Here is a 14894-nt window from a genome sequence, read left to right as displayed (position 1 = left end):
GCGTTCAATGAACTTGGCACGGCGGATTCCAGTATGGGATATCCCTTGTTGTTCTGGCGTGATTATAGAAGACGTATTGTCTCCAGGAGGAGCCTTATTAGTTCCTAAAGGGATGAATCTCTCTAAACTGGGGGATTCACGCTTGTCTTTTGCCAATACACTTCAGGAGCGCGGAATTTGTTACGTAACTGTTAAAGAGGATGTTGATTTTGTCCTTGGAGAAGTTTTTGATGTTCTGGAAGCCTTGGATCTTCCTTCAAATCCTGTCGATTCGCGAATTGCCCTTCAAACTATTCATGAAGTTCGTCGTATTTTCAGTGCCATCGCATCAGGAGAGGTCTCTCAAGTTTGCCTTGTTCCTCTTTTACGAGTTGGAAGGTTGCTTGCGCAATGCATTACAAAGAACCCTCGAATCTTACTTTCATTGGGTAGTGTAAGAGAGCAGGATCAATATACGTTTGTTCATTCCTTTAATGTAGCGTTATTAAGTGGTTTTCTCGCATATCGTCTTTTTCCAGAAAATCTTGGTCTTGTAGAAGCTGTAACAACAGGAGGGCTACTTCACGATTTGGGGAAAGCCCGACTTCCTCTTTCCATTTTGAACAAACCATCTCGTTTATCTGAAAATGAATTCGAAGAAGTAAAAAAACACCCTGTATATGGTGCGAGTATTGCAAAACAATTAGGTATTGATGATGAACGAATTCTTACAGTGATAGAGTTTCATCACGAGAGAATTGATGGAACAGGCTACCCCTATGGTCTGAAATTAGGAGAGATACCGATTGAAGCTCGAATTGCTTCTGTAGCTGATGTTTATGATGCTCTTACTACAGTTCGTATTTATAAAGAATCCGTTCCTTTGCACCGAGCTATTTCTATCATTATAGAAAATACGGAGTATCAATTTGATAGAACAGTAGTTACCGCTTTTTTGAACGCTGTGGGGATGTACCCTCCGGGAACAATTGTTCAATTATCAGATAATCGTGTTGGTATTGTTATTGCAGCAGGTGAAAAAAGTATTCTTCGCCCGCGAGTCCTTTTGAAGACAGACGAATATGGAGATCGATATGATGATCATATGGTTTTAGATCTTGCCGATAATGCACACTTGTTTATCCGTTCCACAATAGATGATATTGGCAAACGTAAAGACTCCTTCACTCTTCGAGAGTTTCACTAATATCCATATTTATGTAAATAGTTTAATATAAGACGTCCAGAAATACTTGCTTGTGTCGGTATTGATGGCAGGTTTTCAGGAGTGTACCATTCAGCAGCTTCTATTTCTTTTTCGTCTATATGTATATTCCCTGATTTCCATTGAGCAGTGAAACCGACCATAAGAGAGTGGGGAAATGCCCATGGTTGACTTCCAAAATAATGAATGTTTTTAATCTCTATTCCTACCTCTTCCATTACTTCCCGAGCCACAGCCTCTTCCAGATTTTCGCCTGGTTCAACAAATCCAGCTAGAATACTGTATCTTTTGGGAGGGAAATGGGGGCTTCGAGCAAGCAAAAGCTGCCCATCTTTTTCTATGGCTACGGCAATAACCGGTGAAATTGTAGGGTAGATAACTAAATTACATGTGGAACACTCCATAGCTCTATCTACAGCGTGCTCTTGTAGAGGTTGCCCACAACTGCTACAGTAACGTGTCGTGCGACGCCAATACATTAATTGAAAAGCTTGTCCGGTAATGGAAAAAAGGGCATCTCCCAGAACTTCGTAAAGCCCACGCAAAGGAACAAATTCCATTCCCGAGGGAGCTTGCTCTTCTGCCGCTGCTTCTGCCCAGAAATGACCGTTCCCTTTAGGTGAGCCGACTTCTCCCTGGCGAATAAAAGAGATGGGGATACTATCCCTCTCTGAATATTTAGGTATCGTAACAGGGGAATTCTTTCTGACAAGAATGGTCTCCTTTTGAAAGATAAATAAGAGTGAACTCTTCTTTTCCATATAACACTCTCTCCTTATTCTATACCCCATTTGGCTGCTTTTTCCCAATTAGGAATCCGCCAAATTTTGCGGTGAAGTTCTCGTAATTGGTCTGGGTCTCGTAGTAATTCCATCTTTTCTTTGGCTGAAAGTCCCTCTGGTCCTTTCTCAAGGGCTTTTTTCTGAATGTCTTCCCGTCTCTGCCGTATAGATGGGGCGGCGACGCGATGTCTAAGAATGAGCGATGTGTGTAGAGCAAGAACTTTGGGATCAACGACAGCCCGAACAAAACCTTCATTTTGTGAAAGGGGCAAGGGAGAATAGGAAGCTGGTTTTGTCATATTTTCATCCACTGTTGCAAGTTCGCTAGGAGCTTCTGTTTCCTCTGGAGTTATGAGCAAAAAAAGTTTCTTTAACTTTTGTCCAAAAGAAACACGACTTGAAAAGGCTGAAATAGGTATAGATAGAGCCATGGGGCCTAAAATTGGTAGCATCCACCAGAAGAAAGACCTATTAAAGACGTAAAGGATGCTTCCCCAGAGCAAAGCAATGAGAGTCTGGCTGATATGGTACTGAAAAGCATCATTCCACGTGGTTCCTCTATCATCTCTGGTTTGTGTGCCCCAACCTGTCGCTTTTCCCAAAAGTGTCATCACGACAAAGTGGCTATGAAAAGCCATACGTATCGGTGCCAACAACGTCGATGTTAGTGTTTCAATGATCATGCTTAGCGTGAGACGAACACTTCCTCCGTAAAGATGTGCCTTTTTTGTATAGAAAATAATATACGCGATACTAAGTATTTTGGGAAGAAAGAGAACGATGGCCGTTGATCCTAGAAGAGTGATGGCCCACATTGGGTACCAAACAGGCCACTGCGGGAAGAGAGTCATCTCCGCAGAAGGGAAATACTGAGGCTCAATAAGAACCTCGGTAATGGCTTCAGCAGAACTTAGAATCAGAAAAACAAGCCAAAGCAAGGCTGAACCATACGACATTACACCATTCACGAAAAGAGCTCTATGAACAGGGAAAAATCCTCGTGTGAAAATAAGCCGTAAATGTTGCAGATTTCCTTGGCACCACCGTCTGTCTCGCTTCAGTTCATCAAGAAGAGTGGGTGGAGTTTCCTCATAACTGCCTTCCATATCGTAGGCAAGCCAAACTCCATAACCAGCCCTTCTCATGAGGGCAGCTTCTACGAAGTCATGGCTCAGAATATCTCCTCCCAATGGGCCCTTTCCTGGTAAACGAGGGAGTTGACAATGTTCCATAAAGGGAGCAACTCGTATGATGGCGTTGTGTCCCCAATATTGAGCATCGCCTAAAAGCCAAAAATGAAGGCCCGCTGCAAAAATAGGGCCGTATACTCTATTAGCGAATTGCTGTACTCGAGCAATAAGAGATTGCCGATTTACAGCGGCGGGAGGTGTTTGGAGAATCCCTATATCCGGACGAAGTTCCATAGCCTGAACCATTTGTACCAAAGTTTTTCCAGACATAACACTGTCAGCATCAAATACGATCATATATCGATAATCTTTACCCCATCGTCTGCAGAAATCGGCGACATTTCCACTCTTTCTCTTCACATTACTTTTACGATGACGATAAAATATCGTTCCAAAAGCATCTTCATCTTGGCAAAGCTTATACCATGCCATTTCTTCATGAACCCAAATGTCGGGGTTTGTCGTATCACTGAGAATAAAAATATGAAACATGTGGCTCAATCCGGTTTTGCGCAATGCCTGAAGTGTTGTCTGTACTCCGGCCATAACGCGAGGTACGTCTTCATTATAAATAGGTATGAGAATAGCCGTTTTTGCCTCAGTGTCTTCTATGGAAAGAGGCTGCTTCTTTAAAGCCTGAGAAAATGAAAATTGGTCTTTATGGCGAATCAAGACAAAAAGGCCCAGCATAGCTGTCCAGAAACCAATGGATATCCATGCGAAAAGAATTCCAAAAACGACAACAAGGGCTATTTCCAGAAGGGTTGCTCCTTTATAAGGAAGCACTCCGGCCATATAATGACTTGCCGTAAATGTAGGAAGAAGAATAAGAGCTAAAAGCAGAATTCTTCTCCAACTGGCGGCTCGAGTCCATTTAATTTCGAGAGTATCAGTGCTCATAATTAACAAGCCTCTCTTTATCGTGTTCGAGATGGACCGAAGAGATCTCGCATCCATCGTCGCATAAATTTCTTTGTTGCAGTAAGCCACGGAATGCGATCAAAATTTTTCGAGACCATTGTTCCTCTGTTCATTGGCGGAATCGAAGCAATGTGTTTTCCCTCTTCGTCAAGAATTTCTGCTTGCAATTCCTTGCTTAAAATACACCGTTCAAGGGCATTCATAGATTCATCAATACTTGAAGCATTTGATTCTTTTAATGCTTGCAGCGCAAGTTCCAGCCCTTGAAAAGGGGGAAGATCCATAGCTCGAACGTAAAGAAGCACTCTATCTCTAGCAATTTGCCAACCTTCTGATTTTTCTATCATTATGGTTCACCTCTAGGGGCGGAAGTCATAGGTCCATATTTCAGTTAAAGGGGTGGGAATGTTTTCCCCTTTTTTGAGAAAAGCAGAAAGTTTTACGACAGGTTTCCGGTCAGGAACGACACTTTTTATTTTTTCCACGGGAACCGATATCTTAAAACTTAACCGCCAACCGCCTGTTACTATATTTTTAAGCAATTGGCGCTCCACAAGAGTGGCGTCACCCTCAACGTTAAGGTCACTTGCCAGACCAGTATCTGCGGGTATTTCATTGAGCTCTTTCCCTTCAAAATCAATAATAAAACGATAGGCTCCCTCTTCTTTTTCCTTTACAAGCCGTGTATGGGAAGCTCTGGCTATTCTTTCTTTATCTACATCAGGAGTTAACCATTCCATGGTATATGTAAAGGTAAGAGGGTGAAGAGATGTCCCCTCTTCGATTTCGGGAACCCAGTAGGCAACAATATTATCGTTGATTTCACTGTCTGAAGGTATTTCTATCAATTCGACATGACCTTTGCCCCAATTGTTTTGCGGGGTAATCCAAAGACTTGGCCGTTTTTCATATCGTGCTTCCAGGTCGAGGTAATGATCAAAATTAAGATCTCTTTGCATTAATCCAAAACCTTTGATTGGTGTTTCAGTTTGTTTGGTTATCAAAAGACGAGCTGGATTGATAAGAGGACGCCATATTAACTGCTCGTCCTCTGTTTCTATCAAAAGTCCGTCTGAATCGTGTACTTCAGGTCTAAAATCACCGGGGCGGCCATTCTCTGTTTCCCCATACAAGAACATGCTGGTAAAAGGAGCAATACCAATTTTTTGAATTTCTTTGCGTCTATAAATATTACAGATGACATCTATCTGAGTTTCTTTCCCAGGAATAATTGTAAATTTATAAGCACCAGTACAACTGGGGCTATCAAGGAGGGCATACATGACCATTGAAGAAGATTGTTTTAATGGTTTTACAAGCCAGAATTCTTTAAACCAAGGGAATTCTTCCCCTGTTGAGGATCCTGTGTCTAGAGCAAGCCCCCTGGCCGAGAGTCCATACTGCTGATTTTGAGCTACGGCCCTGAAGTAGCTGGCGCCAAGAAATACGGCGACTTCGTCAGCATATTTTTTCGTGTTAATAGGAAAATGAATACGAAATCCGGCAAACCCCAGATCTGGTGGAAGTTTTTTTAAATCAAGCTGATTCTTGCCATAATCGAACATTTCAGGGGAGAAGGAAAGAGGGGTAACCTTTTTCCCATCAACAATATGTATCTGAACAGCTCTGTTATAGAACATGCCAAGATGAAAAAATTGTACAGAGAAAGGGAGGTTATCTTCTTGCCAAAGCGCTTTTTCAGAACGAAATCTAATATCTCTCCATTGATCGTAGCTTAACTTCATGAGTTCTTCTGGCACGGAGTCTTTAGGCTCTTCAAAAGGTTTTGAGGCTAAATCCTGAGCTTTATGGCTTACGAAAGCAAAGCCGAAACCTTCCTGAGATGAGGCAAAAATTGGTGTAGATATAAAAGAGAGAGTAAGAATAACTAAACATAGAACTGTATAGGTTTTCATTTTCATTAAACACATATATCCATCACTCCTTATTAAACAAACATGACGTCTTGCCTCCTTCTGAATGCTTGAGTGAAAGGGCATTTGACGCCATTCTATAGATTAATGAGCAAGCAATTTGTCTTTCTTTCGCAGTCATATCTCCTAAAATTTCTGTCATGAGATCTGCTAGAATTTGCTCAACGAATGGTAGCACATTTTGCCCTTTATGAGTAAGAAAAACTTGATTTGCTCTTCCATCTATTTTACTTCGTTTTCGTTGAATATAACCAAGCTGTTCTAACTTTTTAAGAGACCTCGCTGTTGTCCCCTTGTCAAAGCCAAGTTCACTACTTAAATCTTCTTGTGTCTGACCATCTTGACGCCGAAGAACCAATAAAAAAGCATAATTGCCATATCCAAGCCCAAAAGGCTCAAAAGCTCGGTCAAGTAAGCATTGCATTTGCCTGTATAGACATGATATCCATCGCCCAATATGAGGCTGTTTGGAATCCATTATTTAGAAATACCCCTTTCTACTTTGAGCACTTTTAGCTGTTTAGAAACCAGGAAAAATGTTACAAGAAAAGCCAAAGTGTCAGCTATGGGAAAAGAATACCAAATCCCTTGAAGATTGAAAAAACGCGGAAGAACGACGAGAAAGGGGATAAGGAAAATAACTTGTCGGCTCAAAGATAAAATGAGAGATGCCCGAGCTTTTCCCAAAGCTTGAAACATTGAAGAGCCTGTAATCTGAAAACCAGCTAAAAAATAGGTCATGGTAACAATTCTAAGAGCCCAACTCGCCTCTTCTAAAAGAAGAGAATCTGTTGTAAAAAGTCCCACGACCTTTTCAGGCATAAACCAGCAAATGACAGAAGCAATAAAAGCTATGATAGAAGCAGCACCTATGGCAAGGTGGGTAACATCTCGTGCTCTTTTATAGTCTCCTGCACCGTAGTTAAAGCCGAGAATAGGTTGCAGGCCTTGTGCTACACCAATAATAGGCATAAAGAAAAAGGAGAGTGCTCTATGCAAAATACCATACACAGCAACAGAGATGTCACTTCCATAATAAATGAGACTATTGTTGAGAAAAACAATAATAATGCTTCCAGAAGCCATTCGTACAAATTCAGATACTCCTACAGAAAGAATTTCTTTTATAGTCTCCCATTGTGGAGTAATTGATGATAAAGAAAGGGAAAGCAGGCTCTTTTTCGAAAAGAAGAAGTAATGGACCATCCATATTGCCATTGCTATTTGAGAAAGCACTGTAGCAATAGCGGCTCCCCGAATTCCTAATTTCAATTTGAAGATAAAAATAGGATCAAGAATAATATTAAGAATAGCCGATATAAGCATGCTTATCATGGCTACTCGGGCATTTCCTTCCGATCGCGCCGCGTGATTGGCTGCCATTCCAAATCCAACAAAGGGTAATCCGAACAGTATGACTTCAAGGTATTCTTCCGCGTAAGGAAAAATTGCTGGCGTTGCGCCGAAAAGGCGAAGAATATATTGACGCGTAAAAAAGCCTATGGAAAAAAGAGAAAAACTAAAAATGAAGGAAAGAAATACCATATTACCAAGGGCCTTGTTTGCATAAGAATGTTTTCCGGCCCCTAGACTTCTTGAAATAAGAGAGGAGCCGCCTACTCCTATTGTGATAGCCAAAGATGTGGATAGAAGCTGAAGAGGAAAAACAATAGCTGTTCCAGCAAGACCGAGTGGGCCGACGCCCCGACCGATAAAAATAGCATCTACAATATTATATGATGCTTGTACGAGCATTCCGATAATGGCAGGCAGAGAAAGTCTCCACAATAATCGTCCTATTTGTTCGTTTGCAAGTAAATCCCGCCGATCCATACACATTCCCCCCATGTTAATTGAGAGAAATAGTATAGATTATATTCGTTGCATGCGCAACTATCTTTCTGTGTCGGCCATGCTCTTCTTACGATGAGCCTTAAATTCATACATTCTTTTGTCTGCAACTTTAACTGTTTCTGTGAGAGTCGGTGCATTAGACGGACAATGAGCAACTCCATAATCGGGGTAAATAGCGAAATCGGCCCCCGCAATATGTCGTTGCGTAATTCTTTTATAGACTCGCTCCATTATTTTTTCAGCTTTTTTAAGAGGAAGGTCAGCAAAATAAATTAAAAATTCATCTCCTCCCGAACGAGCAACATAATCTGTTTGCCGCAACCCTTTTCTTAGAATAGATGCTATTTCTACAAGCGCTTTGTCACCACGTGCGTGACCATACGTATCATTAATTTTTTTAAAATTTCCCAAGTCTATAATGGCGATACATGCACTTCCTTGGGTATGTTCTATGCGTGTATCTTCTTCATCAAGACGCTTAATCATATACCGCCGATTCCATAACTCAGTAAGGGGGTCTATCATGGCATCATATTCGGTCTTTTTAACCATTGCATTGAGTGTGAGATTGACCTTCTCTAATTCACGGGTTTTATCTTTTAAGTCAGCAAGAATTTTTTTGCGACGTTCATATTCCATAATAAAAAGAGTTGCGCCGAGAGAGAAGAGAACTACAATTATCCCGGCCATAATCTTGAAACGATTTCGAATAGAGGCCCTTCGCCCTTCAAGAATAAGAGAAGGAATCATCGAAACCAGTTTCCATCTATAAAAAGTTGATCCTTGCGCTGACAATTTAGTCTGAAGAGGGTCTATCGTTACAAATGTAAAAAGACCCCGTGGCGACTCAATTTGACCTTGTTCCTGGGCGTAGATAATCGCTGCTTCTTCAGGGTATATTTTAAAAAAGTTATTTTCTTTTCTTTCTGGAATTTGGAACCCCCATTCAAGGTTATGGTTTGTGTTTTTTAACCAATAACCATCACTATTAAGGAGCATTACATCCGCCACAGTAGATGAAGATTCGAGAAGGGAAAATAAATCGTTAGCAAGATAGTTTAAAACAAAAATTCCTGCCTTTTGATGATCTTGAGTAAAGATGGGGGTAGCAATTCTAAGCATAGGTTTATAAGGCATTTCTAATACCCCTTTTTCTATATTTAAATCTAGGGGAGACATATAAACTTCATTGCTTTCGAGTTTTATCGTATCTTTGAAGTAGTACCTATTGGCCTTATTCTGAAGTTCCGACTGAGGAACGACTATCGGATTCTCAGGGCCTGCGTTGAGACGAACAAGTTCCTGTCCAGACGCATTTAGTACGCGAATTTGATCGTAGAGGGGATTATTTTTCATAAAAGAAAAGAAAATTTTTTTTAGTTCTTCCTGCTCGGCAGATGTCATAACACCATCATTGTATTGATGATTGCATATCCGTCCTAAAAAGAGAAGATCTCTATAGACGGTATTCATCCGTTGACGAACAACTTCAAGCCTTGAAAGACTAAATTGCTGTTCAAGGCTCTCTAAAAGACCTTGTTGTTGGGAGATCTCTAAAGAATAGAGATGGCCTATTAGCCATAGTATGACTAATAAAAGGGGAATAACCCAAACAAAACGGCGCAAAAATTTTTTGCCTACTTCCCAACGCATACTGTTATTGCTCGTGTTAGGCAAAAGATCACACTCCTGGTAGGGAAAAGTCAAAATATCTTTAAAAGACACAATAATTCTTAAAATTTTACTGAAAATGGGAGGATGTGAAAAGAGGCTGGAGACTTGTTTTATTCGTTTTTAATTTTTAAGGATAGAAATCATTATATATTCAATGTTATTTTAATGTTACATGCTTTTCAGGGCGGAAAATAAAAGAATATGTATTTATTAAAAGCTGTTGTTTCTTAGAAGAAACAACAGCTTTTATCTTTTGGCAAGTTTTTATAACAACTTCATATCTCCAGGTTTAATTTTGTTGCTTTTTTCGAGCGCATAGCAGAAAAAGAGACTTATACATGCTGGGAGTAAAAAATGGAGAAAGATTATTCCTGTCCAGCCGGCTTTCCCCATAACAGCTAATGTGCCGAATTGTCCCACCAATCCGCTTGTTCCCATTCCTGCGCCGATTTTATTATTCTCCATAGAGAAAAGAGTAGTGGAAAGAGGGCCCAAGATTGCAGAAGATAGAATTGGAGGAACCCAAATCCAGGGGTTACGAATAATGTTGGGTATTTGTAACATAGAGGTTCCTATACCTTGAGAAATAAGTCCTCCGACTCCATTATCTTTATAGCTTTGAACGGCAAAACCTATCATTTGGCAACAACATCCCACTGTTGCAGCTCCAGCAGCAAGTCCGTTAAGCCCAAGAGCAATGGCCAGGGCGGCGCTGCTTATGGGAAGCGTAAGGATAATGCCCATAAAAACAGAGACTAAAATTCCCATTGGAAAAGGATGAAGCTGAGTTGCTGTATTGATTAGTGCTCCAAGAAAGTTCATTCCCTGCGCGATCCAGGGGCCGGCAATATGACCAACAAAACCTCCTGCAAGAATTGTTACTGCTGGAATGGCAACAATATCCACCTTAGTTTTGCCGGAGAAAAACTTAGCTGTTTCAGCTCCGACTAAACTTCCTACAAGAGCTCCCATAGGTTCTCCAATAGAAAGGAGTGCTCCTTGAGCAGATAGATGTATGCTCCCTGCCCCGATTGTTGCCGCAATAGTTGATGCGAAAATACCCAAAGATGGAGCTTTTACGCTTATGGCAACTCCTGCTCCTATGGCAGGGGCCATCAATAATTGGGCAATCTGTCCAAAATTTTGTAAGAGTTGAATGGAAAAAATAACTCCCAGTTGTTTAAGAATAAGTCCAATAATGAGAGAAGCGAATAATCCTAAAGCCATGCCGTTCAAAACTGAACTAGCGTAGGTGCGAATATTTTTATGGATCGACATTTCAACAGCTCCTTTACAGGTGTCTTGACACATGTAAAGGAGTATAAGCTGTTTATTCTAATCCATCAAGTACCCTTTTCCTTTTAAACTGGCAATAATACGTTGGAAAGAGTCTTCATCAGAAACTTCCAGTGTGTGGAAGTGGACTCCTCCAGTGAGGATAGAGAGGGGTTCTGCCTTCGTATGGATAACTTTAGAAATAAAATTTTGAACATCAATGCGATTTTTAAGCATGAGGTTTCCTGCAATTTCTCCATATACAGGATGTTCAACTGTAACATCAACAACTGTAGCTCCATTATCGACCATAATATATAATTCGTCTCTCATCTCTTCGATTCCCGTATGGGCACACATCACAGATTTCATAAAAGATGGACGTTTCAGAGTCATAATCATATATCCTTGAGGCGTTGCTACTATAGAGTGTCCTTCGGCTCGCAAGAGGGCTATATCCTGAACGATGACTTGTCGGCTTACTCCTAAAATTTCAGCAAGCTCACTTCCTTTTATGGCATCATTTCGTTCTTTTAAGAGTTCGAAAATTTGTTCTCTCCGTTTGGTCCCATTCACGTCTTATACCTCCTTACGTATCTTTTTAATTATAGCCCATAAACATATTTCTTCACAAAAAAGACTTTACAAAGACAGAGGCGGGTCGTATGGTGTCTAAAAAGGAGGTGAAAGGCGATGACAACAGGAGAACCAGCACTTTCCACATGGCGAGGCAGAATAATTCTTATTCTTCTTACTTATTTCTCTGTTTTTTCTTATTCTCATATCTTTTTTATGCTGCCGCCTTTTTTGCGTAATATAGGTTTTCAGCCTCAGTGTGTTGGTTGGATTATCAGTGCCTTTTATCTTGCTGCTACTGTAACGCGTCCTTCTGCGGGATGGTTCATAGAACGTATTGGCATTCGAAAAACAATGGTTACTGCTGGAAGTATTTGTTTCTTTTCCTCCCTTTCTCTTGCTTTAACGAGGCATACTCCTGCAGTCCTTTATTTTATTCGGCTTTTTATGGGGGCAGGGTTCAGTGTATTTGTTGTAGCGACGACAACATATCAATCTCTTGTTATCCCAGAGCAAATTCGAGGAACAGCTTTTTCTATTACAAGTATAGGTGGAGTTTTAACTTCTTTTACAGTTATACCCCTTTCTGAATTTTTCATTTGTAGGGGGTGGAATTTGCCCTATTTGCTTATGGCTCCCGTAGCAGCTCTTGCTGCTATATGCATGGCCTTTTTTTTACCACCGGTGCAAGATGAACTTTCTTTCAGCCAACAGAATAAAACATCGTATCTTATGCTTTTTAAAGAGACACCTGTAAAATTCCTTTTAATTTCATGCCTTTTTTTAGGGTTAACAGATGCATCTATTGCCTATGTTTCGAGTCTTGCCTTAGGCAGAGGGCTTAATCCTTCTATTTTTATGATGGCTATATCTGTAGGAGCTATTATCGTTCGCCTTTTCTGTACGGGAGTCTATCGCCATTTTTCACGTATGATGATTGCGGCACCTTCCTTCGGAGGAATGGGACTTGCCCTTTTCGGGGCATCTTTTGCAAATAGTAATATTGTAATTGCTCTATTTGGTCTTTTGTATGGGGCGGCAGTAGGGTATGGATACCCTACTCATCTGGCTCTAATTGGAGATATGATCCCAGAACGATTTAGGGGGCGAGCTTCTTCGATGGTTTATTTCTCGATGGATATTAGTTGGACGCTTTTACCCATATATATTGGATATGCGTCAGCATTAGTTGGCATTTCATGGGCCTTCAGAGGATTTTCTCTTTTTGCGTGTGGGGCTTCATTCTTCGTTTATTTTTTGGTCTGGAAAAGAATCAGCGAGAAGAAGGGCGTACATTTCTAGAGTAGAACGGTCTCCTGCAATTGTACGAGCTGTTTCCATCATATCAATATTGTATTCTTCATGCATGGGAAATTGATAGTCTGGTTGGCGACACTCTTTTTCTGGGATAAGGCAGTCTTGAGGTTCGCAAAGTGGACATTGTATAGGGAGCTTAAAGAGGAGGATATCAGAATAACGTTTGGAGAATAGCAGCTCAAAATTTTTCATACCAAGCCATATTTCTTTTCGCCTTTCTCGTTGTATTTCTCGTTCTTCTTTTGAGAGGACAGGCAGACAAATAAGAAAGACTTTTCGAAAGTGTCGGATGAAAGTTTTACTTTCCTCAAGTGACTTTTGAATGGTATATCCACTGCTTAAGGGACACGTATGATTAAGGTTGCCCGGACAATTTCCACACCATTGGCGGGTTCCTTCTCGAATAACGATATCTTCTATATTTCCTTCCAAAATTGAAAATCCCAAAGCGTCAGATATATTTTTTTCTTTGCCAGAAAGCTCAAAAACTCTTCCCGTACCGGATTTGGGCGAATCGGGTTTCTCATGTTTTAATGCTTTTTCAATCACTGAAAGAACATCGCTAGCATTGCGGCTATAATAGACAAACGGAGTATGTAAAGCCGTGCGTAAAAGTGCGATATGGTGAAGAGAAGCGGCGGCTCCTCCGATGAGAACAGGGATGTTATTTTTATCTGCTATGACAATAATCTTTTCCATGTTTTCGAAACAGCTTGTATCAGAACACGATAACGCTATAAGATCTGGATTAGTTTTAGAGATAACTTTGTCAATTTTTTGAGCAGTAACATTTTCTCCAAGATCTATAACTGTATACCCTTTTTTTCGGAGGCATCTTGTAATTATTTCCCCTCCGACATTTTCTAAAGAGGGTGCAACTGTTCCGAAACAAATTGTTACCATACTTTTCCTCCTACAAGAATCCATCCCCAGGCGATAAAAAGAGTTGCCAGTGTAACGGGAATGCCGAGTCGTGCGTGGTCTTTCCATGATATGGAAAGTCCCATCTCTCTGGCTCCATTTATAACAATAATATTAGCAATACTTCCAACGACGAGTAGATTTCCTGCAAATGTACTGCTGAGGGCTAAGATTGGTCCAGCCATATGAGTCTTTGCGAGGGGAAGAAGGAGCATTGTTGCAGGAACATTTGAAACCATATTCGAGAGAGTAGCTGTACACCAGAATAGCCAGCTCGGATGGTGTAAAGAAATTCCAACATAGTGGAGACCTCTTTCTATAGCGTCAAGTCCTCCGACTTTGGCGAAGGCTCCATTGATAATGAACAGTCCAATGAAAAGAATGATTAGCTGCCAATCAACTAGATTAAGCGCTTTGTGAGAAGCCATTGTTCTGCTTGTAAGAAGAATGGCGGCAGCTCCTAAAGCAATGTAGTCTCGGGGGAGAGGGGAAAAGAGGAACAGGAGCATAACCCCGCTAAGTATCGTAATTCCTTTTACAGTTTGCCAAGCATGAAAAGGAAGTTCAACATTTTGAGGCAAAGAAAGGTGTTTATCCCACTTTTTTCTATATAGTAGGCATACAAGCCCCCAAAGAGTAAGAAGAGAAAGTCCCACAGGTAGAAGGACAAAAAACATATAATGAGCAAAAGGAAGATTAAGTCCTTGTCCTATAAGCATATTTTGAGGATTGCCGATAAGAGTTAAAGCAGATCCTATATTTGCAGAGCAGGCTAGCGCAAGAAAAAATGGAAGAGGGTTCAATTCTTTCCTTATACAAATTTCTCCTAAAACAGGCGTAATTGCAAGGCATACAATATCGTTTGACAGAAGAGCAGAAAGCGACCCTGATACAATAATGAGAATAGCCAGAAATTTTTGAGGAGAGCCATTGAAAGCGGCTATTTTCCGGGTTATAAGAGTGTAAAAACCTCCGAGACGAAGTTGAGCAGAGATAATCATAAATCCGAATAAAAGCATAATAGTAGAGATATCTATATTACATAAAAGTGATTCTTTGGAAAAAGGACCAGCAATAAGCAGAAAAATAGTTCCGAGTAAAACTATACCTGCTCGGTCGAGAGCTAACTTGGGAAAGCGACCGATGATCATGCCAAGATATACGAGAATGAAAATAACATATACAAGTCCATTTTCAACCATTAGAGTTGTCATGTAGAAGAGTCTAGCAGAAGATAGGAGGCAAT

General features: G+C 40.7%; 13 protein-coding genes. 2 read left to right on the top strand and 11 right to left on the bottom strand.

The window, feature by feature from the left end; genetic code table 11:
- Positions 1–7: 7 nt before the first annotated feature.
- Complete coding sequence (locus ACZ5GY_RS10010) at positions 8–1186, top strand: HD-GYP domain-containing protein (protein ID WP_464111835.1); 1179 nt, start codon at positions 8–10, stop codon at positions 1184–1186.
- On the opposite strand, the gene nudC is transcribed toward ACZ5GY_RS10010, so the two are convergent.
- The 9 genes from nudC to ACZ5GY_RS09965 form a co-directional block, all read right to left on the bottom strand.
- The gene (gene nudC / locus ACZ5GY_RS10005; protein ID WP_464111834.1) at positions 1183–1965 is read right to left on the bottom strand and encodes an NAD(+) diphosphatase; all 783 of its coding nucleotides are present in this window, start codon (positions 1963–1965) and stop codon (positions 1183–1185) included. The genes ACZ5GY_RS10010 and nudC overlap by 4 nt on opposite strands.
- 14 nt (positions 1966–1979) lie before the next feature.
- Positions 1980–4076: a glucans biosynthesis glucosyltransferase MdoH gene (gene mdoH, locus ACZ5GY_RS10000; RefSeq protein WP_213695277.1), complete on the bottom strand. Its 2097-nt coding sequence runs from the start codon at positions 4074–4076 to the stop codon at positions 1980–1982.
- Positions 4077–4093: 17 nt separating this feature from the next.
- On the bottom strand, positions 4094–4444 hold the full coding sequence (locus tag ACZ5GY_RS09995) for a hypothetical protein (protein ID WP_213692080.1): 351 nt from the start codon (positions 4442–4444) through the stop codon (positions 4094–4096).
- A 12-nt stretch (positions 4445–4456) separates the two neighbouring features.
- Positions 4457–6028 carry a glucan biosynthesis protein G gene (locus ACZ5GY_RS09990; RefSeq protein ID WP_464111833.1) on the bottom strand — a complete coding sequence of 524 codons (1572 nt, stop codon included), beginning with the start codon at positions 6026–6028 and terminating at the stop codon, positions 4457–4459.
- A 7-nt stretch (positions 6029–6035) separates the two neighbouring features.
- Positions 6036–6509 carry a MarR family winged helix-turn-helix transcriptional regulator gene (locus ACZ5GY_RS09985; protein ID WP_213692081.1) on the bottom strand — a complete coding sequence of 158 codons (474 nt, stop codon included), beginning with the start codon at positions 6507–6509 and terminating at the stop codon, positions 6036–6038.
- A complete protein-coding gene (locus ACZ5GY_RS09980) occupies positions 6509–7864 on the bottom strand; it encodes an MATE family efflux transporter (RefSeq protein WP_213692082.1) in 1356 nt (451 codons plus the stop codon). Before ACZ5GY_RS09980 ends, ACZ5GY_RS09985 begins: the two co-directional genes overlap by 1 nt.
- A gap of 60 nt (positions 7865–7924) precedes the next feature.
- Positions 7925–9562, bottom strand: coding sequence for a sensor domain-containing diguanylate cyclase (locus ACZ5GY_RS09975; RefSeq protein ID WP_307879723.1), 1638 nt, complete (start codon positions 9560–9562; stop codon positions 7925–7927).
- A 261-nt stretch (positions 9563–9823) separates the two neighbouring features.
- On the bottom strand, positions 9824–10837 hold the full coding sequence (locus ACZ5GY_RS09970) for a PTS sugar transporter subunit IIC (protein ID WP_213695169.1): 1014 nt from the start codon (positions 10835–10837) through the stop codon (positions 9824–9826).
- Positions 10838–10894: 57 nt separating this feature from the next.
- Positions 10895–11410 carry a transcription repressor NadR gene (locus ACZ5GY_RS09965; protein ID WP_213691417.1) on the bottom strand — a complete coding sequence of 172 codons (516 nt, stop codon included), beginning with the start codon at positions 11408–11410 and terminating at the stop codon, positions 10895–10897.
- Between the two features lie 117 nt (positions 11411–11527).
- On the opposite strand from ACZ5GY_RS09965, the gene ACZ5GY_RS09960 reads away from it, so the two are divergent.
- The gene (locus ACZ5GY_RS09960; RefSeq protein ID WP_213691416.1) at positions 11528–12712 is read left to right on the top strand and encodes an MFS transporter; all 1185 of its coding nucleotides are present in this window, start codon (positions 11528–11530) and stop codon (positions 12710–12712) included.
- Here the strand turns inward: ACZ5GY_RS09960 and ACZ5GY_RS09955 are convergent.
- Together ACZ5GY_RS09955 and ACZ5GY_RS09950 are read right to left on the bottom strand one after the other, a co-directional pair.
- Entirely contained in the window at positions 12650–13630 is a 981-nt protein-coding gene (locus ACZ5GY_RS09955; protein ID WP_213691415.1) for a cobalamin-dependent protein, read from the bottom strand. The two genes, ACZ5GY_RS09960 and ACZ5GY_RS09955, sit on opposite strands and share 63 nt — an antisense overlap.
- Positions 13624–14850, bottom strand: coding sequence for an SLC13 family permease (locus tag ACZ5GY_RS09950; protein ID WP_464111832.1), 1227 nt, complete (start codon positions 14848–14850; stop codon positions 13624–13626). The genes ACZ5GY_RS09955 and ACZ5GY_RS09950 overlap by 7 nt, the downstream gene beginning before the upstream one ends.
- Positions 14851–14894 lie beyond the last annotated feature (44 nt).

The organism is Aminobacterium thunnarium (genome assembly GCF_055390565.1).
This window is presented reverse-complemented; position numbering and strand designations above follow the sequence as displayed.